Raw genomic sequence first — 24,690 nt, 5'->3', positions numbered from 1 at the left:
GCCACCCCTAAACAAGCAATTCGAGTTATACGCCATGTTGAGGCATGTTGTCAATGCGAATAATTCTTATTTGCACTTATTGTTGGTTAGGTTAGCTAAATCCTACTTACCCCGCCCCCATATGCTCTTGCAGGTAATTTTCCAAACCTACGGACTTTATCCTAAACTGCTGGGTCTCGATCCAGTCTATGTGCTCCTCAGTGTCTTCGAGAATTTTTTCGAAGATTTCCCTAGATACAAAATCAGCCAGCCCTTCACATATGGCGATGGCTTCTTTCAGGCAACCCTGATTCGCCATTTCTACTGCCAAGTCCGCCTTGAATATTTCGGGTACATCTTCGCCAATTTTGAGCTTACCCAGATCCTGCATATTCGGCAGCCCTTCGAGGAGCAGAACTCTTTTGATAATATAATCAGCGTGCTTCATTTCCCCAATAGACTCTTGGTAGACCTTCTCACCCAACTTCAGAAAGCCCCAGTCTTCTAGCATTCGGGCATGAAGAAAATATTGATTAACCGCAGTCAGTTCATTGGTCAAAATGCGGTTCAATTGTTCCAGTACCTTGGCTTCACCCTTCACAATTTAATCTCCTTTTCTCTTCTCAGAACAAACAACCAACAAACACCAAGACAAAATAAACATCTCCCTGCACCCTATAAAATTTTTAATCTTACGACACTTTTCCGAAGGGTCAGGCCAGGCCCCCTATTTAGAACCCAATAACAATAAGAATACTATATAGAGGAAGACGCCGACAATAAGACAGTGTGATAACGACTCGCATTCGCATACTTTTTTTGATACTATCCCCGCGGGAGGAACCGAACAGTATGTATGTATGTAACTGCAATGGCATCTCGGAACGGATGGTTCAAACTGCGCTTAACGATGGCGCCAAAACTTGGATCCAGGTGCATGAATATTTTGAGTTCGCCCCGTGCTGCGGCAAATGCAACACAGAAATTACTGACGCCATTACATTGAAAACTCGGCAGGAACCCGCCGCCAGGCCATCATCCCAGTCCGTGTTCAAATCTCCCCTATTAGCGAGAGAGTTTTAGATTGTTTTTGTGGCCAGGCCTGCAGCCTAAAGGAATTGCAGCCCTGCTTGGAAGATTACAACCAACCCCATCCTACTAAATACCCTGGGATACAAGCAGCAAATAAACCTTCCAAACCGGCAACTAAAGATCTTGTCCCTGAGACATTAAATGCTCTAAGTAGGAACATCCAAAATTAAGGTTGTAATGCCGGCACGGAACGACGTCCTATTGCTAGGTATTGCTGCAGTGGAATCTCAGGACATTGACCAGTTAATTTATTGGCCCATTTGCCCCCGATGGCGAAGAAAATGATCGGCCAAAACACAGGCCATCATTGCTTCCCCGACAGGAACTGCTCTTATGCCTACACATGGATCATGGCGACCTTTGGTGGAAATTTCTGTCTCCACCCCATCCAGATCGATCGTCTGGACAGGCTCTAATATAGAACTCGTTGGCTTAACCGCGAAGCGGGCCACTATTTCTTGCCCTGTACTAATGCCACCAAGGATGCCACCAGCATTGTTAGAAAGAAACTCGGGTCCACCACCAAAACCTGCTCGCATTTCGTCAGCATTCTCTTTCCCCGTCATCGTGACAACATCCAAGCCAGCGCCAACTTCGACTGCCTTAACGGCATTTATCGTCATGAAACCCTTGGCCAAATCGCCATCCAATTTATCGTAAACAGGCTCCCCCCATCCTGCTGGAACTCCGGTCGCCACGACCTCTATCATAGCACCCAGGGACAAACCCTTCTTTCGAATTGTTGTTAAAGTTTCTGCCCACTCCGAAGCAATTTGCGCATCAGGACACCAAAATGGATTCTTTTCTACTTCATCCCAATTCCACGATTCACGCCTAACTGGCTGATCTCCCATCTGGACTAGGGCTCCCCGAATCTTTATCTTTTCCCCAAGAATTTTTCGCGCAACTGCACCGGCCGCAACCCGCATTGCTGTCTCACGGGCACTAGCCCTACCACCCCCTCGATAATCCCGGATCCCATACTTGGCCCAATATGTATAGTCTGCATGACCCGGCCTTAACTTATTCTTAATTTCACCATAATCTCGCGACCGTTGATCTTCGTTACATATAATCAAGCCTATGGGGGTCCCAGTGGTATAACCCTCAAACACCCCTGAGACAATTTTAACCAAGTCTGCTTCCTGCCTTTGTGTTGTATAACGAGAGCGACCTGGTCGACGCCGGTCTAGCCAATACTGCAAATCTTCTTCCGAAAGCTCTATCTTGGGTGGCACTCCATCCACAACGCAACCTATTTGTGGCCCGTGGCTTTCACCCCATGTCGTGAACCTAAACGCCTGCCCAAACGAATTACCTGGCATCAGCCACTCACACCGTAGAAATATCCGGAGCGTCAGGCCTTTTCATTCCAACCACATGATAACCTGCATCCACGTGATGGATCTCCCCGGTGACCCCAGAGCTAAGGTCACTCAAGAGGTACAGGGCCGCTCCCCCAACGTCTTCAATTGTCACATTGCGCTGAAGCGGACTATTGAGTTCATTCCACTTCAAAATATATCGAAAATCACCGACGCCACTGGCTGCCAATGTTTTTATCGGCCCCGCTGAAATAGCATTAACACGGATCCCATCACCACCCAAATCAGCCGCAATATAACGCACGCTAGCCTCTAAGGCAGCTTTTGCAACTCCCATGACATTGTAGTGCGGAATAACGCGTTCGGCACCATAATAACTTAGAGTGAGCAAACTTCCTCCTTCTTTCATCAAAGATGCGGCGCGACGGCAAACGGCTGTAAAGGAGTAGCAAGAGATTTGCATTGTCTGAGAAAAGTTCTCGGCACTCGTATCCACATATCGTCCCTTAAGTTCTTCCTTATCCGAAAATGCGATGGCGTGAACCACAAAATCCAACCCTCCCCAACGATTCTCAATATCAGAAAAAACTGAATCCAGCGCGACATCATCACTTACATCGCAGGGCAACAGAAGATTAGAACCTACAGATTCAGCTAGGGGCCCCACCCGTTTCGCAAGAGCCTCCCCCTGATAAGTAAAGGCTAATTCAGCCCCGTGTTCCGCCGCGGATCGAGCAATGCCCCACGCAAGGGAACGATCATTGGCGACACCCATAACTAGGCCTCTTTTTCCTGCCATCAGCGGTGCTACCGCTTCTCCAACGGCTGGCTCTGGCTCACTCATTTTATAGCCCCCATAACATACCCCTGACTGCCACTATCTATTATTCCAAACTTTCCAATATCCTACACCAAGAGAGGAAATAGGGGAAAGACCGGATCCCAACGGCACGCCTTGTGCCAGCTAATATAACCCAAACCAACTAACTAGGCTCCCGTAAAGTTTGCTTTCCGCTTTTCTATAAACGCTTCAACGCCTTCCCGAAAGTCACTTCTTCCGGCGCACTCAGCGAAACACTCTCCCTCCAACTGAAGTTGAGCTTCAAACTCATTCTCCAAACTTCGGTACATAAGAGCCTTGGCTTTACCATACACAAACGTGGGCCCTGCCGCCAATTTTTCGGCTAACTTTGCGCACTCCGCGTCCAACTCATCCGCTTTGACAACAAAGTTTACCAACCCCATATCAGACATCTCCCGAGCGGTATATCTGTTGCCCAACAGTGTCATTTCCAGAGTCTTTTTGAGTCCTATGGCTCTCGGCAAGTGAAAAGAGGAGGAGCCATCCGGAGTAGTGCCTATATGGCAATATGCAAGCGTAAAAAAGGCATCTTCTTCGGCAATAATCAGATCGCAAGCAGCCGCTAGTGAGACCCCTGCTCCCGCTGCAGCCCCCCTAACCATCGCAATTATGGGTTTAGGCATTCTCCTCATGGAAAACATAATTGGATGAAGGTTGTGAATGCGGTGTAGAAAGTATTTTTCTACCTCCTCCGCTTCACGCCCCTTGAGGTACTCATTCATCTGGGCTACATCACCACCAGCCATAAAATGTTCGCCTGCACCCGTAAGAACCACACACCTAACTTGTTCATCAAACTCAATATCATGCAGAGCCTCGTCTAGATCCGCGCGCATGTCCATAGAAAGCGCATTCCGCACCGCAGGCCTATTCATTGTCAAAGTTGCAATCGTTCCATCTCTCTTTACCTCTAGATCCGCCATTATAACCCTCCATTTTCAGGGCGCGTGGCCCATAATTTGAATTTTATCTCTTCCAAAATATCTATCATTTCGTTCTGTATTAAGATTCTCGGTTGGAAGACTAGTTTTATGAATGTTTGCTAACCAGCCTATCTAGGCTTTACATTAGGAGCTAGTCTCTAACACTAACTGGCTAACTTTAGCAAAATACACATAACCAGCATGGCACAAAATAATGCTTAAACTATACGGCTATTTCCGATCATCCGCTGCTTATCGCGTTCGCATAGCTCTTAACCTTAAGAAAATTGAATGGACCTCAGAAGCAATCCACCTGACCAAAAATGGCGGTGAGCAATTCCATGAGCCGTATACAAAGGTCAATCCCCAGTCCCTGCTGCCTACCATCGAGGAAAACGGGGAGCAGCTAACCCAATCCTTGGCTATACTAGAATATTTGGACGAGCTCTACCCAGATCCCCCTCTTCTTCCAAAATTACCAATCCACCGGGCCCATGCGCGCGCGCTCGCATTAGCGGTGGCGTGTGACATCCACCCTATCAATAATTTACGCGTGCTAAAATATCTGACCCAGAAAATGGGAATAGATGAAACCCAAAAAAATGAATGGTACCGACATTGGGTCTCTGTTGGTCTGAAAGCAATAGAAACTATGCTCGAGCAACAAACTGAGACCGCTGAATTCTGTTTCGGATCCCAGGTCAGCCTGGCCGATATTTGCCTGATCCCGCAAGTGTTTAACGCCAACCGATTTGACTGCGATCTTAGCGCTTATCCCATAATCACCCGCATTAACGCAAATTGTCTTGCCATGGAGGAATTTCAAAAAGCCGAACCGCAAAATCAGGAAGATGCTGAGTGACGAGAGCAAGCGCCACTCCCTCCGCCTAGGAAAAGGGTTAGCCTACCGTATTTTGGTTATCACTCCCCACCAACTTTTTATACCGTTGGCTGATTATGATTAATATAACCAATATTCCACCCAAAGCATCACTCTCCCAGGCACCATGCAAAAGCAATACTGAAGCAAGCCCCGTTGCACCTCGTTCCCAGACTTGTAATTTTGTAATCAAAAACCCTTGCACCGCCATACCCAGCGAGACCACCGCAATAATACCTGTGATCAACGCCTGGACGATCTCCACTGGACTACCAATGGCGAGAAGGGCAGGGCTATAAACCATAACAAATGGAACCAGATAAACTGCTGCACCTAGTTTCATGGCCTCTAAGCCGGTTCGTTGCAATGGAGTCCCTGCTATAGTCGCGGCAGCGTAGGCCGCAACGGCNACNGGCGGCGTAATTGCCGAAATTATGGCATAATAAAANACGAAGAAGTGNGCTGCTAAAGGTTCAATCCCAAGCTTAACCAGAGCAGGAGCNCCAAAGATAGCNACTATCATATACNCGGCTGAGGTTGGTAAGCCCATACCGAGCAAAATACAACTAACCATNACGAGAATAAGCGTGAGAAGCAAACTTCCGCCCGTTANGTTAATGAGAATTGANGTAAACCGAAGNCCCAATCCACTTAATTCTATGGTTCCCACAACCAGCGCCGCAACGAAAAGTGCTCCAGCTATGGGAGCAATCCGTCGNGCTCCNACCTCAAACCCATCCANCAAGCGCTCCAAGTTTAATTGTGTGCGCGAACTNAGNAGAGNAAACAGNAGAATAGAGCAGACCCCNGCAAAAGCNGCAAAGAANGGNGTTGTCCTATCAAGCAAAAGAACTACTACTACTACCAAGACCAGGATCATATGGAGATCCGACCATATTTCCCGACGAGCCTGTTGCACCAGATTGGGTGCCATAGATGGCAGGCCGAATTTTTTCGTCTCCAGATGCACCATAAAGTACACAGCAAATAGATAAAGAAAGGCTGGAAGTGCAGCCGATTTAGCAACCTCTACATATGGAAGACGCGTAAAATCAGCTATCAAAAAGGCTGCAGAGCCCATAATCGGTGGTACTAATTGACCACTCGCAGATGCGACAGCCTCGACAGCTGCTGCGAACCGACGCTTAAAGCCCGTCTTTATCATCAGAGGAATAGTAAAAGTACCCGTTGCATAAACATTTGCCACCGCGGCGCCTGAGATGGAGCCAAACATACCGCTCGCCAAAACCGCCGCCTTTCCTGGACCGCCCGGCTGTCTTCCCATCAAGCCCGTAGCAAGGTTCATAAATAACTCCCCACCCCTGGCTTTTTCCAAAAGTGCTCCAAGAAGGACAAACATCAACACATAGGTGGCTGAAATCCCAGTTATTGATCCGTAAAGGCCCTGGGTCGTCATAAACAAGTGATCAAGCAAACGCTTAGGCTCCACCGCTGCCTGATTGAGTGGGCCAGGGAAGAAATTTCCAAAGAGGCTATGCAGTATAAAAACGCCTAAGAGTAAGGTAAGAGTCCACCCAACGGCCCTCCTACATGCCTCGATGGTGGTTCCAAGGGCTATAATACCAGCCAGCCATGCCCCCATGGTAAATTCTGACACATATGGATAACGATCAACCACATAAAAATAATTCAGATAAATGTATGCAGTTGGGACCCACGCAAAACCAGCAAGCACCCAATCAAACCAAGGAACAGAAGTTCCCTGATCGCTCCTCTTGTAGGCATACAAAAGAAAAATCAATGAAACAAACATAGCAACGTGAGTGGGCCGGAATTTCATAACTTCAGGAGCCCCGAACATCGCTGCAGCTAGGTGATAAATGATTATTAGAGCGGAGAACAAGCGAACAAACAGCCTAGATCGAACTGGGAGGACTCGTTGTCCAGCCACCTGAATGGTGTCACGCCCCAGAAAACCAAAATCGCTGAAAAGTGGCAACAGTAATTTGACCACCGCATAGAAGGCACTGCCACATAATAATATTAAGCATACTAACTGCCCGTTAGTCGGGGCCAACACAAAAGGTATTGTTTCATCGAAGGTTGGCACTTCAAAGCTGTATAAGCCGATGCCAATAAATACGCTGACTAGAGCTATCCCATCCAAAACTTGGTTAGCCGAACGCCCCTCCACTAGAGGAAGGAAAATAGCCGCTAGCACCAAAAAAAGATAGACACCTATAAAAGACAAATGGAGCGCCTGTAGCTCAGCCCCAGCAAATCTATCCACCCCGAAGAGTGCCAATATGACAAAAACCGATACCCATCGGGCAGTCGAACCGCTCAAACCAATACCGGCCCTTCCCAACATCATCAAAACAATCCCGCCTCGCCAAAAAACAGTACTTTCAATACTCTGCCGCCAATAGCCGAGTATCTCCCGTTCTATGAATCTGGCCTGTTTATTACGAGTTTCTGCATTTCACTTAATAATGCCAACCTCTCTATAAAATCGCTCGGCCCCNGGATGCATCGGAATCGGGCTATTTTGTGCTACCTGTTCGGCGCGAATATTAAAGGCCCGAATTGCCGACTGTAAATCTTCTTTATTGAGAAAAATTAATTTAGCCATCTGATGGATCACTANCTCAGGCATATCTTTATGACAGAAAAATATAGTCTGCCGTTTTACTGTATTAACATCTTCTAACTGGCCACGATAGGTCCCGCCAGGGATAACGCCCGGTGTGTAGCCAAACTCAGAATGCAGCCTATCTATGACATCTCTACTCAGGGAAAGTAATTTTACATCCCGTGAAGATACCAAATCAGAAAATAACGGAGCACCCATAAGATCATTATACATCAATGCATTTAAGTGTCCGTCTTTCATTCTATCAACCATCTCACGAAACTGCGAATGGATAACTCGGCCACCCTCATTTCTAATATCCGAATAACTATAGCCATGAAGATCTAATGCCCTTTTTGCAGCCAATTCCGAACCCGTGCCTCGGGGGCCTGTATCAACCCTCAATTCTGGGCGCACCATCTTCAATTCCTCCATCGAAGATACCCCCAGGTCTTCAGCAACGAAGACATGCAGTCGTGCCTCAAAACCAACATTGGCGACTGCCCGAATATCGGTAAGCGGACTCGAATAGGGTTCCTGACCTTGAACAGCTGAACCAAGGTCGTTGGTGAAAGAAAAGCCACACTGAGCATCACCCTGGTTAATGGCTATTGGATTAGATATCGACCCACCAGGAACTATGGAATAAGTGAGGCCTTCAATATTTTTTGCAAAAATATCAAACATTGCTGCATTCATGACATAAAAACTGCCACCGATAGATCCCGCGACCACAGTTACTTGAATGTTTTCTCTCTGTGGCTCTTCCGCCACAACAGAATTCCAACAAAATACGAATGTCAAAGGGATAACTCTCAAAACATTTTGCAGCATGCCAACCCACATAATTTAACTCTCCTCGTCCACTATCTCACCTACCACAAGCAGTATTTCCTCAAGTTTTATAAGCCAAAATTGCTATTTGTAACTGGTCATAGAACCATGTTGGGTTCCTCCAGCAACGCGAAACCTAATGCGGATTAATCTTCAGGATGGTAATTTTGGGCATCTTCACCTCTAAAATTTAACTCCACTTTAATACCATCTGGATCATATATGAAAATCTGATGAATCCCGAAGTCAGACACCTTGTTATGTTTCATGGACACATTGTACGCCTTGGCATTTGCAACAAATCCCCTAATGTCGGTACCGGCAAAAGCAACATGATCTATTGCTCCCGAACCCGATTCCTTTTTAGCATCAACATTATCGGCCTCAATCAAATGAACACATGCTGTTTCCCGAGATAAATCCAGTACCCAGGAAATTTGAAAGCAGGCCTTTCTCCAACTTTCATTCCAAGAACATCACAATAGAAGTTCTTGGTCGCCTCAAGATCGGCAGCCCGAATAGTAAAATGCTCCATTGCCTCAAATGGCACAAGATCCCTCCGCCTTTTCCATAATAAGCCTGCTTTCCTATATTTTACACCTTAGACAAGCAGCGTTTGTTTTTAAACACTTTGTCNNAGCGCCATCACCCACACCAAATTACCTGTNCCACCAGCNTTCNTGACTTAGCTGAAAAGTCGANANNTGGAGTAAATCTCTTGGCCAATCGACGTCAAAAGACAGAGANCAGCGGGGGAGGGAGAGCAACTTAATGTCACATCTANCCGCCTCGATCCTGTGTTTAGCATAGCTNTCGNNACCNAATTGGAAATTAAATGTGCTCCGCGTCGGGACGCACAATGCATTGGTCCCCCTAAGCCACCTATCGGGAACTATTGCTGCACCAGCACGTCCCGCTCTAGAGACCAGCAGACACAAATCTTTCCTCTCGATCATTGGCAAATCAGAAGGAAGAACCAAAATCTTTCTAACTCCCCATGCTCCAACAATCCGNGAAGCTCTGCTTAATGCTGGATTCAAGCCCCCTCGCGTAATCTCAAACAAGTACTTAACCCCTAGAGATTGACAAATTTCATTTACTTCGGGACACCTGCTTACAACCACAACNGCCTTAATCCCCACGACCGAAATTGCAACGTTCAAAGTATTTACAAAAAATCGCCTATTAAGCTCGTGCCGATCACTCTTGCTAAGAACAGGTGTTAATCTTGACTTTCCGTGCCGAAGCGAGCGAACCGGAATGACAATATTTAATCCGGAGTATTTCATATTAATGATCTAGCAAATTCCAAGACATCCGAAGCTAGGTTTTTCTTATCCTGATCTGTCTGCATTAAAGTATTTGTTATTAGGGTTTTTTGGCTTATAGCCGCACGATCTTTATCCTTAGCGTCGATCACCANCCCGTCTAAAAGATCCCCATAATACTCAGCCACTCCTACAGCAGAGGACTCTTTCCCCAACTCTCTAAACAGTTTAGCCGCGGGTCCCTTCACCGCCTTTCCTTCNATGATAGGGGAAACGGCGATCACAGGAGCAGGGTGGCTACGTAACAAAGAGCTCACACCCTGCACTGCCAATATTGGAGCCACACTTAAAATCGGATTGGATGGGCAAATGATTATGGCTGAGAGGAAAGTATCTTGCAGGGCTCTCATAAAAGCTTCAGATGGCTTCGCTTGATCAACACCAACATACCGCACGCTGCGCACCTTCGGCTGGCAACGCTCACGAACAAAATATGTCTGAAAATCCAGCTCTCCGATTTCGGTATCTAAAAAAGTCCGGACCGGGTCATCGCTCATTGGAAAGACCTGGTGGGCAATTCCCAATGCTGAGCATATACTCGCNGTTACCTCTGACAAGCTCCANCCCTTTGACAGCCAATAAGACCGCATCACATGGGTTGCTAAATCCTTGTCTCCCAGCTTGAACCAGGCTTCTCCCCCCAATCTCTCCAATGCAGCCAGGAATTGCCAGCTCTCCTCCGCCACGCCCCAGCCCTTCTCTTTATCATTTAACCCAGCCAACGTGTAGGCAATCGTATCAAGATCAGGCGAAATCGACAGGCCTTGAAAAACAAAATCATCCGCGGTGTTAACTGCTATGGCGAGTTGGTCAGGTCCTAGGATCCCTGCCAACCCGGCTGCCAGCTTAGCCCCTCCTACGCCACCAGCCAGGGCTAAAATCATTGTTTCTCATCCCGAAAAAGGTCTTCCTCCCTTTCCCGAACTAGGTCACTGGCACTCCCTTCGGGATGTCCCGAAACAAAACCGCGAACAAGAACGATAGGCCGGCCTTCTGCTGCCTGTCCCATTAACAAGGAAGCAGCGGCCGCCAACTCGTCGGCCACCGCCACTTGGGTCACCTGCAACTTCCGCCCAAAAAGATCCGCCTTTCCAGATAGGTCGGTTAGCGCTGGCAACCCCGACACACCAATAGCAATTCCGGTTGTGCCATTTCGAAAGGCCCGCCCCAAGCTGTCGTTTATGATGACGCCAACGTCGACGCCAACCCGACGCCTGACCTCATCCTGTATTTTTGCAGCGCTTTGATCTGGATAAAGGGGCAACAGTAAAACCGTGTCCCCGTCTGCTTGCCTAACGTTTGACATATCTACGCCAGCATTAGCCAACACAAGCCCATTTCTATTTTCTACTATTATTAAACCAGGACGATGCCGAACGACCTCTTTTGACTCATCTAAAATAACCTCAATAAGCCTCGGGTCCTTACCAACGATTTTTGCTAATTCGCTAGCNGCACTAGAAGGAACAACATTTNTTAAAGAAACTTCCCTGCCTTCGGANTTGGATATTATCTTTTGAGCTACAACTAAGATATCCCCCTCCAGCAACTGTGTGCCAAGTTTGTCCACCGATTGTATTACCAAATCAGCCAGGTCATCACCGGGCTTCACGAGCGGGATGTCGGGTAGCGATATCATCGTTAATTGGTTGATAATAGGGGACAAGTCCAAAGACACCCTATGAATTTAAGGTTTTACTATTCAATTTCAGAAGCATCAGCAAGTCCTGTTATCATTATTCCAGCCCCAGGAATTTTATACCGCCTATTGATGCCAATAAGAACTGAGGTAAGGGCCTCAGCAACCACAGAATTTACTAGTGGCCCACCGTGAACCCCTCGCATTCCCGCGGCAGCCACCAGTTTTATTGTCTCTTCTCGCGCTTCAACATCATCGCCGCACACTAGGACGTCACATCTTATCCTCTGGTTGAGATCATTCAGATGGTGAGCAGACACGTTNTGAAACGCCGAGACCACCCGTACATTATCTCCAAGAATACGCTGCACGTTAACCACAGCGGAACCGGCCTCCGGTAGTTGAACCCGAGCGACCCTAGGTGGCACCAAGGGTACTGTTACATCCACTAAAATCTTGCCATCAAGACATATGGCAATATCTTCCACTGTAGACTGTTGGAATTTAAATGGTACCGTGAGCACGATTATATCGGCACCCCCCGCAGCACCTTTATTATCGTCAGATGAAAGAGAAATATTGGAATGCAACCTATTTAATTTTTCTACCTCGGCACTGGCCCGGGCAGAAGCGCGAGACCCAATGGTAACGTTGTATCCTGCCGCTGACCATCGGAGGGCCAACCCCCGTCCTTGCTCGCCCGTGCCGCCAATCACGGCTATAGAAGGCAAAAATGTGTGCACCTGCGACAAGAGTTTAACTACTCGCGCTTACCAACATTGCAGCGGAGCCGGTACGTGCATATTTCGTAGCTGGGGTCTGTATCACAGGAGATANTTCCGCNGCCTGAAAAGACCTTTCTCTTTGTTGATCTGATGCTTCCACATACAAGGTGGTGCGCTGGGCTGGTTCTCGCCCCATCAACCTGATTAGCCTCTCCATATCATGTGGTGACATTTCCTGGCCGTGCTCGGTGCCGGCTGCACGAGATATACTTTCATTCATTAACGTGCCACCCAAATCATTCGCCCCAGCCTTAAGGCACTCCACCGCACCTTCTCGTCCAAGTTTCACCCAGGAAACCTGAATATTGGGGATCAATGGATGAAGAACCAATCGAGCAACGGCGTGCATTAGCAGGGTCTCCCTCCAGGTAGGTCCTTTGCGAGCTTTGCCCTTTAAGTACATCGGGGCCTCCATATGGATAAACGGCAAAGGAACAAATTCGGTAAATCCGCCTGTTTCTTGCTGCAAATCCCGTATTTTCAGCAGGTGGGCCGCCCAGTTAGTAGGCGTATCAACGTGACCAAACATTATTGTAGCTGTAGAACGGAACCCTTCCTTGTGNGCTGANCTAACCACATCCAGCCACTCTCCACTATCTAGCTTATCAGGACAAATAATTCTTCGTACTGGATCATCAAGGATCTCTGCGGCTGTACCCGGCAAAGTACCTAAACCTGCCTCGCGCAGTTGCTTTAAGAATTCGGCCACGGACAGATTCAAGGTAGCAGCCCCCTGGGCAACCTCCAGAGGCGAGAAGGCATGGACATGCATCTCCGGAACCGCCGCTTTAACCGCCTTGCAAATAGAGAGATAGGTCTCGCCAGTATAGTCGGGATGAATACCCCCTTGCATACACACCTCGGTCGCCCCGCGCTTCCAGGCTTCCTGCACCCGTCTAGTTATTTCAGACAGAGGCAAATCATATGGATTACCGCGCAAATTTTCGCTCATCTTCCCCTTGGAAAAGGCACAAAATTGGCAACGAAAATAACAAACATTAGTGTAGTTAATGTTCCGATTAACTACGTATCGAATAACATTGCNCACTGCCACCTGCCGTAACTGATTGGCAACCTCCAATACCCTTTGGAAGGTTCCACCCCTAACTTCAAACAACTGAACAACTTCGTCAGTGGACAGCCGCATACCATTGCATGCCCGGGATAAAATATTCTCCAACTCGCCCGACACTTCGGACACACGAGAATTACCTTGCAGCACAGGTACCGGAGACGATGCCCCGGGAGACCAATGGCCCTCTCGAGAATATCCTTCAGAATCAGAAGCATCCAACACTGCAGCCACAAGTTCAGGGTCTAGCCATTTCCCTAATTCCTTCACGTACTCTGGGTATATCGCGAGCCGTGGCACCAGCGTTTTTCCAGCCGCATACGTAGCCTGTTCCAAATTTTGCACCTCCGGCCAAGGAGCTTCTGGATTCACATGATCAGGGGTCACTGGAGAAATTCCCCCCCAGTCGTTGATCCCTGCATTTAGCAGCTTGCCGAAAACGGTAGGGGTCAAATTGGGAGGCGCCTGAATGTTCATGGCTGGGCCAAAAGCAATACGGGCTAAAGCAATAGTCCACATAAGTTCATNCAAATCAGGCTCACAGGCATCCTCCATTTTAGTTCCAGTTTTGGCCCTAAAATTTTGTATGATGATTTCTTGAAGATGTCCGTAGCCTTGGTGCAACCGGCGCAGAGCCAGAATGGAGGTGATACGCTCATCTCTGGTTTCCCCCAAACCGATCAAAATTCCGGAAGTAGTAGGAACCGATTGCTCCCCCAAAATTTGGAGAGCCNGCAATCTTACGGCTGGNTTCTTATCAGGCGAGCCATAATGGGNNCCCCCTCTCTCNCATAACCGCTCCGATGCACTTTCAAGCATTATCCCCTGCGAAACGGTCACACGACGCAACTCGGAAACCTCCTCCGAGTTAAGAACTCCTGGGTTAGCATGCGGCAATAAACCGGTTTCTTTGCGGACCAGTNGGCACATTTCAACAAGATACGAAATGGTGCTTTTATGCCCCAACTCCCCAAGTTTTTCTTGAGCCACCCGATACCGCAACTCAGGCTTATCCCCGAGGGTAAATAGCGCCTCNCGGCAGCCGGCAGCCGCTCCCGCNCGGGCNANCNCCAGNACTTCCTCCGGGGTCATATATGGNTCCTCGCCCTTTATTGGTGGGCGAGAAAAGGTGCAATAGTGGCAAACATCCCTGCACAAGTGCGTGAGCGGGATAAAAACTTTCGGCGAATAAGTTTGAATTTTGCTCCGCGCTTCATCCCGCAAAGCACCCGCCCAGTTTACCAGCTCCGCGGTCGTTAATTTCACTGAAATTGACCGCAGCTCCTCCTCAGAGATCAGTTTCTCGTCTTTAGAAGCGGCTATAGGAGATATTAACTTATCCACCATCCCTGCCTTTCGTTGTTATATGAGGCTTGCCCATAGAGTGCCATATGACACTGTACCTTCTCATAGCAATTCTTCCGCCAAAAATCTCAGTGTTTCCCGATCAGAAGCGGGGACNACCATTGTACCAACGTGCTTTCTCCTGGCCGCATCACGCCACGCACCCAACCTATCTCGCACCCGGTCTTTGCTCCCAACCAGGGCAACTTTGTCCACTAATTCATCAGGCACAGCACCAATCGCCGCCCCCTTACGTCCACCCAAGTACAAATCCTGAATCTTAACAGCTGCCTCCTCAAACCCCAGTCGCTTAATATGGTCGTTATAAAAATTCTTTCCGCGGGCACCCATGCCGCCGCCATACAAAGCTAAGAACCTTTTGGTCGGCAAACGACACGCCTCCAGATCATCCCCAATCGTAACTTGCACTAAAGGTAGAATCTCAAAATTCTCCAGGCTCTTTAGCTCTCCAGTTCTAGCGAAACCTTCATTGAGCGGTTGTTCAAAAACACTAAAGTTTTCTGGATCACTAAAAAAGGGGAAAACCCCATCTGCCACCTCAGCACTTGTTCTGAGGCCGCTAGGCCCAATTGCAGCTGTATAAATCCTCAAGGAAGGATCGCCCTTAATGATACTTTTTAAGGGTTTAGCAAGGCCCGTAGCGTCCTCGCCAAAGTATGGCAGTTGATAATGCTCCCCCTTAAATTGCACCGCCTCTTTACGATCAATAATCTGACGCACGATAGAAATATATTCTTTCGTACGCGTCAGCGGTTTACCGTACGGGACACCATGCCAACCTTCAACAACCTGCGGACCTGATGGACCCAACCCCATGATAAACCGATTCCCAGAGAGAGCTTGAAGGGTTATAGCTGTCATAGCCGCCATAGCCGGAGTTCGGCCCGGCATTTGCATGATGGCAGTACCCGCCTTGATGCGACTAGTGTTTGCTAAAACCCAAGTTATTGGGGTAACCGAATCCGAACCATAGGCCTCCCCAGTCCAAACTGAGTCAAACCCTAAGGCTTCCGCCTCACGGATGAGATCCAAGTCTATGGAAAAATCTGGCCCCGCTAGGCTCAACTGCAGTCCCAATCGCATTGCTCTACCCTTTNNTCCTTTCCAATACCTAGCCCATTCAATCGTTTAGTTTTCTCAGACAGGATCCCAATCAAATACATCCTGCGACCTATCGAGCGGGAAAAAATGCTTAGAAAGAGCCGGTATTGCATGCCCCGATATTGATTCTGGATCCCATCCCTCGCTCCTTTGAACGGAACGCAACGGCCGGCTCTGGCTCATAAGAAAAATCTCGTTGTTTCTAACTGCAAAAATTTGTCCAGTCACATTTGTGGCGGCATCACTCGCNAGGTAAACCGCCATGGGGGCTATCTTCCCTGGNGTCATCTGCTTCAGCTTTTCAATCCGCGCCGCCTGTGTTTCATCCTGAATCGGTATAGTNCCAATCATTCTAGTCCAAGCAAAAGGTGAAATACAATTTGAACGCACATTAAAGCGTGCCATATCCAATGCAATTGATTTGGCCAAACCAACAATCCCTAACTTTGCGGCGGCATAATTTGCTTGGCCAAAATTTCCAACCAGCCCTGATGTAGAGGTCATATGCACAAAACACCCCGACTTCTGCTCTCGAAACACCGTCGCGGCCGCCCTGCTGACATTAAAACTTCCTTTTAGGTGCACNTTGATAACGCTATCCCAATCCTCCTCCTCCATTTTATGGAAGATCACATCACGTAAGATCCCTGCATTGTTCACCACTACATCAAGCCGCCCAAATTTAGCGATTGCTGTACCAACGATATCCTTGGCATCTGCAAAATTNGCAACACTCCCAAAATGAGCCGCTGCCTGACCGCCCGCATCATTAATTTCAGCAACAACTTCCATTGCAGGAACCCGGTCTGAACCGTCTCCTCGCTCACTTCCACCTATGTCATTGACAAGTACTTTTGCTCCATGCTCCGCCATAAGGAGCGCCATTTCTTTTCCTATTCCTCTCCCGGCCCCAGTGACTACCACAACTTTATCTTTGACCATCTGGTTCATACCAACGTTCCTATCCACAGTTATTCCCAATTCATTATCAGACCTGCGCCATCACTTCGTCAGCAAACCGTTTTACGTTTTCCACAGTACCCTCGATACGATCAGATAGTACCATAATCGACAAATGGCTAACCCCAACATCCTCAAGTTTTTTTACATCGTCGATAAGATCCTGCGCCTGCCCAGTAAACAAACGCCTGTCCCCAGCGACGCTCTCAGCCACACCCGTCCACGGCCGCATTGCCCAGTAGGCAAAGTCAATTGATGCCTTATCGCGCCCCTGATCGATTGCCAATGCTATAACATCACTCTGAGCCTCAACATACCTCTCTAGCGTATCCAGTGGTATTTTTGGGTTGCTTCCAGTCGGGTACCAACCATCTCCCAATTTTGCTGTCCGCCTACGAGCAGCGCGACTTTCGCCACCAACCCAAATTCTAGGCCCATTCTTTTGAATAGGCTGCGGGGCAAATATTATATTCTCAAAGTCGACATACTCTCCATGAAAGCGAGGGTCCTGCTCTGTCCACAAAATGCGAAAAGCCTCAATATATTCATCTGTAACCTTTCCCCGTCCATTAAAATCTGGGGCACCCACGGCTTCAAATTCTTCGCGCATCCACCCGGCCCCTACACCCAAAATTAATCTTCCACCNGACATCACATCAAGCGATGCAATCATTTTCGCTGCAAGAATCGGTGGCCGGTAAGGAATAACCAAAACCGATGTCAGNAAATTTATTTTCTTCGTAACTCCCGNTAAAAAGCCAATAAGGGATAAAGGNTCTAAAAAATCTCCGATTCGACCAGGCCAACTCCCATCATCTGTGTATGGGTAAAGAGATGCTACGTCTTTGGGNACCACAACATGGTCATTCACCGCTATGTAACTGTACCCATAGGATTCGGCGGCAGCTGCTATGTTGGCCATACCTTCGGGATCCGCTCCCGGGCCACGCACCGGCACGGTAAAACCAAATTCCATTATCAAACCTCCGTCGACATACTATTTTCATTTTATCTTTTCACAGATTGGCGTGACGTCAATACTTCATCACCATTATCGCTTTAACTCTCTATTTGCTGTTCTGTAAACAACTTGTTTTAATAGCGAAATACACAACGTCTATTAAAGGAACCAAAGTCATGGCTAGCGTGCTTCTTGAAAGTTTATCTGATGGGATTTCCACTTTAACAATGAATCGCCCCGAAAGCCTGAACGCCTTGTCGGGAGAAATGATAGAGAATCTATTAGAAGCCCTCCCTCGGCTAGCCAAGGACCCAAATATTGGGGCCGTAGTAATTACCGGAGCGGGAAGAGCCTTCTGTGCCGGAGGTGATGTCAAGGCAATGGCAGAGGGTACGGAGTTTAAAGCCGAAACGCTTGAGGCTAAGGCGCAGGCATTAAGCGCAAGCATGGATATTTCGCGCTGGCTGCACCAGATGCCAAAACCCACCATCGCCATGGTTCCAGGAGCTGCCGCCGGCGCCGGCCTATCTATAGCACTCTCATGTGACATTCGAATTGCAGGGGAAAGCGCTAAATTCACCACGGCCTTTGGAAAGGTGGGCTACTCGGGAGATTTTGGCGGCAGCTATTTTCTCACTCGACTAATTGGGACAGCGAAAGCAAGGGAATTGTACTTTACATCTCCCGTCCTGAGAGCCCAGGAAGCTGCTGATTTAGGCATAGTCAACCGGGTCGTTGCTGATGACAGTTTAGTAGACGAAACTATGAAGATGGCGAGCCAAATGGCGAATGGTCCACAGATAGCTTTAGGCTACATGAAAAAGAATCTGAATGCCGCAGAGACTGGGAAGCTCGANGATGTCTTTGAATTAGAAGCCTGGCACCATACTCGTTGCGGGATGACCGAAGACCACAAAGAGGCAGCACAAGCGTTTCTGGACAAGCGACAACCCACCTTTAAGGGAAAATAACGTTACATTCATAGGCGTCGCTGAAGGGAATACCTAAATTTCTACTTCACCTCTTTCGCGCAGCCTTGGGTTTTAGCCAGTTCTCCTCCAAATTATGGACGAGTGCCGGGCTGAGGTGGCAGTTTACCTGTTCACGACAATACACTGCCATGTATCGTCTGACATCGTCGAGGGTCTCTTGGCAGACCCTGAGGGCCTTACGATTGCCGGCAGCACTTACCACACCTGAGCTCGTTAGCTTTTCAACCGTCGCGGACAGAGCCTGGTCCATTTCCCCATCAGGAATGATCTGGTCTGCAACTAATCTGCCCTCAGGGCTGCTAGCGTCTATGCGCCTATCGAACATAATTGCCTGCCGACTGAGTCGATCTCCAACAAGACGAGGCAACCGCATATTTGCCAAGCCAGGAATAATGCCTTCTTTCCGCGCGGGCAGAGTAAAATACGCGCTCTCCTCTGCCAGTGTGTGGTCCATTACCAACAAATATTGGCAACCGCCCCCTATAGCAAAGGTCTCCACAGCCGCTATCCACGGCTTCTCTGTAGTCGGCATNGGGTCCCTTGGATGACAAGATGGGGTCCAAATCCCGTGCGCCATTTTATTAACAAACCCTAAGTCCCGCGTTATATACCAGAGATAAGGTATTGCTCCATTGTAGAGATGGGTCAAATTGATCCCACTACAAAAGACACCACGACCCTTGTATCGGGGATGAGCAGATTTGGTACCACGCAGCACACAAACCTGACTTTCGGAATCTAGAAGAGCTACATCCACTGCTTGCTCCATTGGATGAAGAGTCTCCGTGTCCTCAGCGTTCAAATACTGAGGGTTGTACATCCGTACTTCCACGGAAGCACCATTTCGCTTCACCAGAGCAGTTCCTAAATCAAGCGAGCCATCCTTGCGAAACTTCTCCAATAACTCCAGTGAGCTAGGTAAGGGCTGAAGCATGGTTTGAATAAGGTGATTGCCGGCATCCGAATCATCAAAAATGTGGGAAAGAAAAATACCGATAGAACGTTCATAACCAACCTTATCTTTTAGGGCCCTCCCCGCATCTTCCTTGATCTGATCCATACTTGATACTAAGCCATCATATTTAACCGAAACCTCTTGAACTAAATCTTCCACACGGATTGATTTCTCAAAATTTTCAGTCAAATCTGCATATATAGTGGCACGATGGGTTAAAAGAAATTGGTGGCGCATGTCAGCCAATACAGAATTAATAAATTTTAATCGTGCATCTCCGTTCTTATCTGGCGCGCTAAACCTATCTTTAGACTTCTGAAGTTCTGCGCCCTCTTTCAAAAACTTACAGACAGTCTCTTTTTCTCGGGGAAAGTCCTCAGACCGAGCTCCAATCTTTGGAGCCCTGAGCGCCCACACTGAGCACTCTTCTGGCACCTCTGAATAACCCGGGTGGTTTTTTAGGTTCATTCCAATACCTGAGCAAGTAGTGGGTCAAAAACTGGCCAGCGCTAGGCTTCTTTCTAACCGATAGAACACAAATCGCCAACACCGAAAAGTCATGCTAATCTTATGGGATAAGGGCGTTGGGTTGGTTGAACTAATTTGATCCCTGCGGTGAAATGCATGATTTATTCCTTGATCGGTAAGATGAGAAAATCGATCCTATGAGGCCACATCTTAAAGAAAAATGGTTTCAACCACCCGTGGNGCAAGCTAAAGTGGCAGATATATGGGCCAATCGGGGTTTTACCTGTTACCTATACGTCGATCCGCCAGGCCAAGAGTGGAATGATTTTGTCCATCGCACCAACGAACTGGTAACAGTTATCAACGGCCAGCTAAACCTTCTGGCCGAAAGAAAAAACTTTGTACTCAACGTAGGCGATGAAGTCTTCATTCCTTACGGAGTTAGACACTCCGTCAAGAACACATCCTCTGGGAATACTTCTTGGCTGTTTGGCTACGACGATTCTTGAGTCATCGCACTAAGAAGAATTAGCAGACTGTTCCTCTAGATATGTTTTGGAATAACCTACATACACGTCCGTTCCACGCTGGAAGTATGCCAACTCCTCGGATTTCACTGGTCTAAATTCTGATGCGGGCCGCCCAGCCCATACATAGCCTTCCTTAACTATGGTGCCGGACTCCACAAAAGCCCGCGCACCTACGATTGCTCCATCTTCAACAACAACGTTATCACAAATTTCTGATCCCATCCCAATTAGACAATGATCTCCAATTTGGCACGACCCCATCCGCACATTGTGTCCAACAGTAACCTCTTGACCGATGGAAATAGGACCGCGGTCTGCACTAGCCACTAAAATTGAGTTGTCCTGTACATTACTATTTTTGCCAAGAGTTATCGATGTCCCCGCCCCTTGCATTACCGTGGAGAACCAAACACTAGTACCAACAGAAGTCCTAACGTCCCCTATTACTGCTGCAGTTGGGGCAACATAACCCTTGGGATCAATCTGAGGGCTTTCGCTGCCTAGAGAATAGAGCGGTCCGCTCCCAGCGGCCTGATTCAAAAAAAGGCTCATATCTAACGATGGCATTTCACCACGCAGGTTCACTGGAGTATCCCCATCCTCGACCAAAAGCCCCTTTCTCCATCTTTCTAGCTCATTTGCTGCAATCTCCCGCACAGGCTTAGCCGGGCTTCCTTCGTATAGCCATCCACCTTCTAGGTTCTTGCCAGGAGGCACCAAACTTCCTGCAGCAATAACGGCGCCCTCCCCGACATGGCTATTATCCATCACTACAGCGGCATCTCCAAGGATACAATTGTCCCCGATAGTACAAGCATGAACGAGAGCGTACCGGCCGACATAAATATTACGCCCCATCTTAGTAGGAAATACTCCGTCGGCAATGTGAACTGTGGAACGATCCATGAAAATGCAGTTATCTCCAATATCGATAAAGTGGCCATCGCCCCTTAAAGCAGACCAAGAGCCTATTTTCACCCCCTCCCCCAACTTAGCTCGTCCAATAAGTGCCGCCCCTTCGCCAGCCTGAAAGCCTGACCCCCAACTTGGCTTGTTCCCTTGGAATTTTATAACAGAAGGCGTTCCCATAATGCTCTCTAAAAGTTTCTCAAATTACTGGCTGTTCACGATAAGTACCCCAAATACCCTTTAGCTTTTCAACTATCTCACCCATAGACGCGCGGGCCTTAACTAAATCAATGGTAAGTGGAATAAGATTTACAGAAGGGTCACCCGCTTGTGTAACCAAATCGTTCAACAGCTTTTCAACCAAAACGTTATCCCTCCTTTGACGAACGGCCACCAAACTAGCAATCTGACGTTCCTCTGTCCCTGGATCATAAGGGTGCAACGGAATGTCTGGTTCACCCTCCTTTTCCTGTACGTATTTATTTACCCCTATCACTGGACGCTCCCCTTTCGCCTTAGCTAGAGCAAATTCATAAGCTGAGTCAGCAATTTCTTTTTGAAACCAACCCGCCTCGATCGCTTTTATGGTTCCGCCCATTTCATCAATTTTCGCCAGAATGGCAAAAATATCCTCCTCCATTTTAGTGGTTAAATGCTCCACCATATAAGAGCCACCCAAGGGATCTACAACAGAAGTTATGTTGGTCTCATCTGCAATAACTTGCTGGGTCCGCAGGGCCAACTGCATAGCTTCTTCACTTGGAATAGTAAAAGCTTCATCCATTCCATTTGTATGCAGACTTTGAGTTCCACCTAAAACTGCTGCCAAGGCCTGCAATGTAGTTCGCACTACATTAACGGTATGCTGCGGCTTGGTTAGGGTTGCCGCCGCTGTCTGAGTATGGAAGCGTAGCCTCATGGACTCAGGGTTCTTAGCACCAAATTTGTTTTTCATAAGTTTCGCATACACCCTGCGAAGAGCCCGAAATTTTGCTACTTCTTCAAAAAAATCCGCCTGGCTAACAAAAAAGAACGACAGTCTGGGTGCAAAAGAGTCAACATCAAGCCCTGCCCTGGTAACCTCTTCTACATAGGTGATGGTATTCGCCATAGCGAAAGCAGCCTCCTGAACAGCAGTCGCCCCAGCTTCTGAAATATGGTAGCCAGAAATATTAATGGGGTTGTAGCGCTTCATTTCCTGGGCGCCGTACATAATACAATCTCTCACTAACCTTACGGATGGCCTAATTGGGTAGATCCACTCCTTCTGAGCCACATACTCCTTTAGGATATCAGCCTGTATCGTTCCTGAGAGTTCGTTCAAATCGTAACCCCTAGCCTGGGCAACAGCTATATACATACTGAAAAGAATCCAAGCTGTCGGATTAATAGTTAANGACACCGATATGGANGTTAGNTCAATNTCTTCGAANAGGGCCTCCATATCGTCTAGAGTGTCNATTGCCACNCCCTCGCGCCCAACTTCCCCGTGNGCCATCGGATGATCTGAATCGTAACCCATCAANGTCGGCATATCAAAATCNGTAGAGAGCCCNGTTTGNCCNGTTTTAAGTAAAAANTTNTATCTTTCATTNGTNTCCGAACCTGTGCCAAATCCAGCNATCTGNCGCATGGTCCAATTTCTNCCNCGNTACATGGTTGGATATGGNCCGCGNGTAAANGGATANCGACCAGGCAACCCGATNTCACTCTCCGGNNTGCNNTCNACATCCAGNNGGCTATANACCCGTTTCAANGGGGTNCCGGCAGCCGTCTCATAACTCTTTTTNNTTTCGGGNTGACGCTTGAGCNCNTGCGCNANCTCATTNGACTCCCAATCGGCNATNGTCTCTTCTAACCCNGANAGNCCNGCCNTNNGGCCAACCNTTCCATTANCACTAGCTTCTTNNCCCATCACCAATCCATCTCTTTCATACTTTTCAGAATTGCGGCCGCCGCGGCGAAGGGCGCAATCTCTCTCCGCACAGCCTGATCAACCAATTCTCGCACCCCAATATGCTCCGCCGATGCAAATTTACCGCGAAGCATACTTTCTGCAATCCTAAGTATACGATATTCGGTAATTTCTCGAGTGCGTTCCTTAATTTTATCACTTTCGATCAAATGATTGGAGTGTTCTAGTATTTGCTGCACCAGTTCCCCCAAACCATCTCCAGAAATAGCGCTCACTGGACTCACGGGTGGCACCCAGTCTTTTTCATAGATAGCGCCTAGGCTTTGGGTTAACATTTGTTTTAATTCCGCTACTGTCTTCGCAGCATCTTCCCTATCCGCTTTNCCAACCACATGAATGTCTGCGATTTCCAATATCCCAGCCTTAATAGCCTGAATATCATCCCCTAAGCCCGGAGCTGAGACAACGACGGTTGTATGGGAACCACGAACAATATCGATTTCGTCTTGACCAACGCCAACTGTTTCAATGATGACCAAATCAAAGCCTGCCGCATCCAAAACATCAACAGCATCGAGTGCGGCATTCGACAATCCGCCCAACGCTCCCCTTGTGGCCATGCTGCGAACAAAAACACCAGGATCAGAGGCAACATCCAACATTCGTATTCGGTCACCAAGAATAGCCCCTCCAGAGTAAGGGCTTGATGGGTCAACTGCTATTATTCCCACAGTCTTCCCTCTATCTCTAAATTCTTCTACTAGACGACGGACAAGGGTTGATTTGCCGCTTCCCGGCACTCCAGTAACCCCCACAATATGTGCCCGACCCGTTTTCATATAGACCTGAGCTAGCGTATCTCGCCGTTCTGGGGTTCCACCTTCTGCCCAGGTGATTAAACGAGCTATAGCTCGTTTGTTCCTTTTCAACACCGAATCGATAAGATTTTCGACATTAGTCATGCAAGATCACCCACTCGAGCCCCGACAGCAAATAAGCCTCAAAGGGCCTCCCGAAGGCCACTAAGAACTTGTACAGAAATACGAACTAGAATTAGTTCAGATACTAAAGGTAGCCGCAATATTCTTGGAAAACCCACTGTAACGCCTGGAATAGCAATAACAACTCAAATTAGAGTCTGTTCAAACAACAAAATTTTTGGGATGATATTATATTAAAAAACCATGAGAATAAAAAGTTTTGAGAAGTGCCATACACGCTG

22 protein-coding genes and 1 pseudogene are annotated in these 24,690 nt (G+C 47.9%); 4 read left to right on the top strand and 19 right to left on the bottom strand.

Annotation, left to right across the window (positions count from 1 at the left end):
• Window positions 1-106 precede the first annotated feature (106 nt).
• A complete protein-coding gene (gene bfr / locus CMM32_01965; GenBank protein MBT05671.1) occupies window positions 107-580 on the bottom strand; it encodes a bacterioferritin in 474 nt (157 codons plus the stop codon).
• Between the two features lie 251 nt (window positions 581-831).
• Here bfr and CMM32_01960 point away from each other — a divergent pair, with 251 nt between their 5' ends.
• Window positions 832-1,062 (top strand): bacterioferritin-associated ferredoxin, encoded by a 231-nt coding sequence (locus CMM32_01960; protein MBT05670.1) that lies wholly within the window; start codon window positions 832-834, stop codon window positions 1,060-1,062.
• Window positions 1,063-1,319: 257 nt separating this feature from the next.
• On the opposite strand, the gene CMM32_01955 is transcribed toward CMM32_01960, so the two are convergent.
• The 3 genes from CMM32_01955 to CMM32_01945 form a co-directional block, all read right to left on the bottom strand.
• On the bottom strand, window positions 1,320-2,396 hold the full coding sequence (locus tag CMM32_01955; GenBank protein MBT05669.1) for a chorismate synthase: 1,077 nt from the start codon (window positions 2,394-2,396) through the stop codon (window positions 1,320-1,322).
• A gap of 7 nt (window positions 2,397-2,403) precedes the next feature.
• Window positions 2,404-3,195 carry an enoyl-[acyl-carrier-protein] reductase FabI gene (locus CMM32_01950; GenBank protein MBT05668.1) on the bottom strand — a complete coding sequence of 264 codons (792 nt, stop codon included), beginning with the start codon at window positions 3,193-3,195 and terminating at the stop codon, window positions 2,404-2,406.
• Window positions 3,196-3,383: 188 nt separating this feature from the next.
• Window positions 3,384-4,181, bottom strand: coding sequence for an enoyl-CoA hydratase (locus tag CMM32_01945; GenBank protein ID MBT05667.1), 798 nt, complete (start codon window positions 4,179-4,181; stop codon window positions 3,384-3,386).
• A gap of 214 nt (window positions 4,182-4,395) precedes the next feature.
• Here CMM32_01945 and maiA point away from each other — a divergent pair, with 214 nt between their 5' ends.
• Complete coding sequence (maiA, locus tag CMM32_01940) at window positions 4,396-5,043, top strand: maleylacetoacetate isomerase (GenBank protein MBT05666.1); 648 nt, start codon at window positions 4,396-4,398, stop codon at window positions 5,041-5,043.
• Window positions 5,044-5,080: 37 nt separating this feature from the next.
• Here the strand turns inward: maiA and CMM32_01935 are convergent, their stop codons facing one another.
• From CMM32_01935 to CMM32_01885, 11 genes and pseudogenes are all read right to left on the bottom strand, one after another.
• The gene (locus tag CMM32_01935; GenBank protein ID MBT05665.1) at window positions 5,081-7,396 is read right to left on the bottom strand and encodes a C4-dicarboxylate ABC transporter permease; all 2,316 of its coding nucleotides are present in this window, start codon (window positions 7,394-7,396) and stop codon (window positions 5,081-5,083) included.
• A gap of 108 nt (window positions 7,397-7,504) precedes the next feature.
• Window positions 7,505-8,500 carry a TRAP transporter substrate-binding protein gene (locus CMM32_01930; protein MBT05664.1) on the bottom strand — a complete coding sequence of 332 codons (996 nt, stop codon included), beginning with the start codon at window positions 8,498-8,500 and terminating at the stop codon, window positions 7,505-7,507.
• Between the two features lie 134 nt (window positions 8,501-8,634).
• Window positions 8,635-9,023 (bottom strand): annotated as a pseudogene (locus CMM32_01925) (hypothetical protein).
• Window positions 9,024-9,147: 124 nt separating this feature from the next.
• On the bottom strand, window positions 9,148-9,777 hold the full coding sequence (cofC, locus tag CMM32_01920) for a 2-phospho-L-lactate guanylyltransferase (protein ID MBT05663.1): 630 nt from the start codon (window positions 9,775-9,777) through the stop codon (window positions 9,148-9,150).
• Window positions 9,774-10,700: a 2-phospho-L-lactate transferase gene (locus tag CMM32_01915; protein MBT05662.1), complete on the bottom strand. Its 927-nt coding sequence runs from the start codon at window positions 10,698-10,700 to the stop codon at window positions 9,774-9,776. The genes cofC and CMM32_01915 overlap by 4 nt, the downstream gene beginning before the upstream one ends.
• Window positions 10,697-11,455 (bottom strand): coenzyme F420-0:L-glutamate ligase, encoded by a 759-nt coding sequence (gene cofE, locus CMM32_01910; GenBank protein MBT05661.1) that lies wholly within the window; start codon window positions 11,453-11,455, stop codon window positions 10,697-10,699. Before cofE ends, CMM32_01915 begins: the two co-directional genes overlap by 4 nt.
• Before the next feature lie 59 nt (window positions 11,456-11,514).
• Window positions 11,515-12,168, bottom strand: coding sequence for an NADPH-dependent F420 reductase (gene npdG / locus CMM32_01905; protein MBT05660.1), 654 nt, complete (start codon window positions 12,166-12,168; stop codon window positions 11,515-11,517).
• 43 nt (window positions 12,169-12,211) lie between these two features.
• The gene (fbiC, locus tag CMM32_01900) at window positions 12,212-14,659 is read right to left on the bottom strand and encodes a 7,8-didemethyl-8-hydroxy-5-deazariboflavin synthase (GenBank protein ID MBT05659.1); all 2,448 of its coding nucleotides are present in this window, start codon (window positions 14,657-14,659) and stop codon (window positions 12,212-12,214) included.
• Between the two features lie 60 nt (window positions 14,660-14,719).
• Complete coding sequence (locus CMM32_01895; protein ID MBT05658.1) at window positions 14,720-15,760, bottom strand: LLM class F420-dependent oxidoreductase; 1,041 nt, start codon at window positions 15,758-15,760, stop codon at window positions 14,720-14,722.
• A gap of 54 nt (window positions 15,761-15,814) precedes the next feature.
• Window positions 15,815-16,729, bottom strand: coding sequence for a 3-hydroxyacyl-CoA dehydrogenase (locus tag CMM32_01890; protein ID MBT05657.1), 915 nt, complete (start codon window positions 16,727-16,729; stop codon window positions 15,815-15,817).
• A gap of 37 nt (window positions 16,730-16,766) precedes the next feature.
• Entirely contained in the window at window positions 16,767-17,714 is a 948-nt protein-coding gene (locus tag CMM32_01885) for an LLM class F420-dependent oxidoreductase (protein MBT05656.1), read from the bottom strand.
• Window positions 17,715-17,875: 161 nt separating this feature from the next.
• On the opposite strand from CMM32_01885, the gene CMM32_01880 reads away from it, so the two are divergent.
• Window positions 17,876-18,670, top strand: a complete 795-nt coding sequence (locus CMM32_01880; protein MBT05655.1) for an enoyl-CoA hydratase — start codon at window positions 17,876-17,878, stop codon at window positions 18,668-18,670.
• 46 nt (window positions 18,671-18,716) lie between these two features.
• On the opposite strand, the gene CMM32_01875 is transcribed toward CMM32_01880, so the two are convergent.
• Window positions 18,717-20,114 (bottom strand): enoyl-CoA hydratase, encoded by a 1,398-nt coding sequence (locus tag CMM32_01875; GenBank protein MBT05654.1) that lies wholly within the window; start codon window positions 20,112-20,114, stop codon window positions 18,717-18,719.
• Between the two features lie 197 nt (window positions 20,115-20,311).
• Between CMM32_01875 and CMM32_01870 the strand changes: the two genes are divergently transcribed.
• Window positions 20,312-20,623 carry a cupin domain-containing protein gene (locus tag CMM32_01870; GenBank protein MBT05653.1) on the top strand — a complete coding sequence of 104 codons (312 nt, stop codon included), beginning with the start codon at window positions 20,312-20,314 and terminating at the stop codon, window positions 20,621-20,623.
• A gap of 9 nt (window positions 20,624-20,632) precedes the next feature.
• On the opposite strand, the gene CMM32_01865 is transcribed toward CMM32_01870, so the two are convergent.
• The 3 genes from CMM32_01865 to CMM32_01855 form a co-directional block, all read right to left on the bottom strand.
• On the bottom strand, window positions 20,633-21,733 hold the full coding sequence (locus tag CMM32_01865; protein ID MBT05652.1) for a hypothetical protein: 1,101 nt from the start codon (window positions 21,731-21,733) through the stop codon (window positions 20,633-20,635).
• Window positions 21,734-21,752: 19 nt separating this feature from the next.
• The gene (locus CMM32_01860; protein MBT05651.1) at window positions 21,753-23,468 is read right to left on the bottom strand and encodes a methylmalonyl-CoA mutase; all 1,716 of its coding nucleotides are present in this window, start codon (window positions 23,466-23,468) and stop codon (window positions 21,753-21,755) included.
• A complete protein-coding gene (locus tag CMM32_01855; GenBank protein ID MBT05650.1) occupies window positions 23,468-24,430 on the bottom strand; it encodes a methylmalonyl Co-A mutase-associated GTPase MeaB in 963 nt (320 codons plus the stop codon). The genes CMM32_01860 and CMM32_01855 overlap by 1 nt, the downstream gene beginning before the upstream one ends.
• Window positions 24,431-24,690 lie beyond the last annotated feature (260 nt).

The organism is Rhodospirillaceae bacterium (assembly GCA_002728255.1).
GTDB lineage: Bacteria > Pseudomonadota > Alphaproteobacteria > UBA7887 > UBA7887.
The sequence above is the reverse complement of the archived record's forward strand: the minus strand, read 5'-3'. Positions and strand labels throughout refer to the sequence as shown.

Coding starts and splice junctions, on each gene's coding strand:
- CMM32_01955 (MBT05669.1), bottom strand. CDS start 2,396: ATGCCAGGTAATTCGTTTGGGCAGGCGTTTAGGTTCACGACATGGGGT.
- CMM32_01865 (MBT05652.1), bottom strand. CDS start 21,733: ATGGGAACGCCTTCTGTTATAAAATTCCAAGGGAACAAGCCAAGTTGG.
- CMM32_01945 (MBT05667.1), bottom strand. CDS start 4,181: ATGGCGGATCTAGAGGTAAAGAGAGATGGAACGATTGCAACTTTGACA.
- maiA (MBT05666.1), top strand. CDS start 4,396: ATGCTTAAACTATACGGCTATTTCCGATCATCCGCTGCTTATCGCGTT.
- CMM32_01950 (MBT05668.1), bottom strand. CDS start 3,195: ATGGCAGGAAAAAGAGGCCTAGTTATGGGTGTCGCCAATGATCGTTCC.
- CMM32_01960 (MBT05670.1), top strand. CDS start 832: ATGTATGTATGTAACTGCAATGGCATCTCGGAACGGATGGTTCAAACT.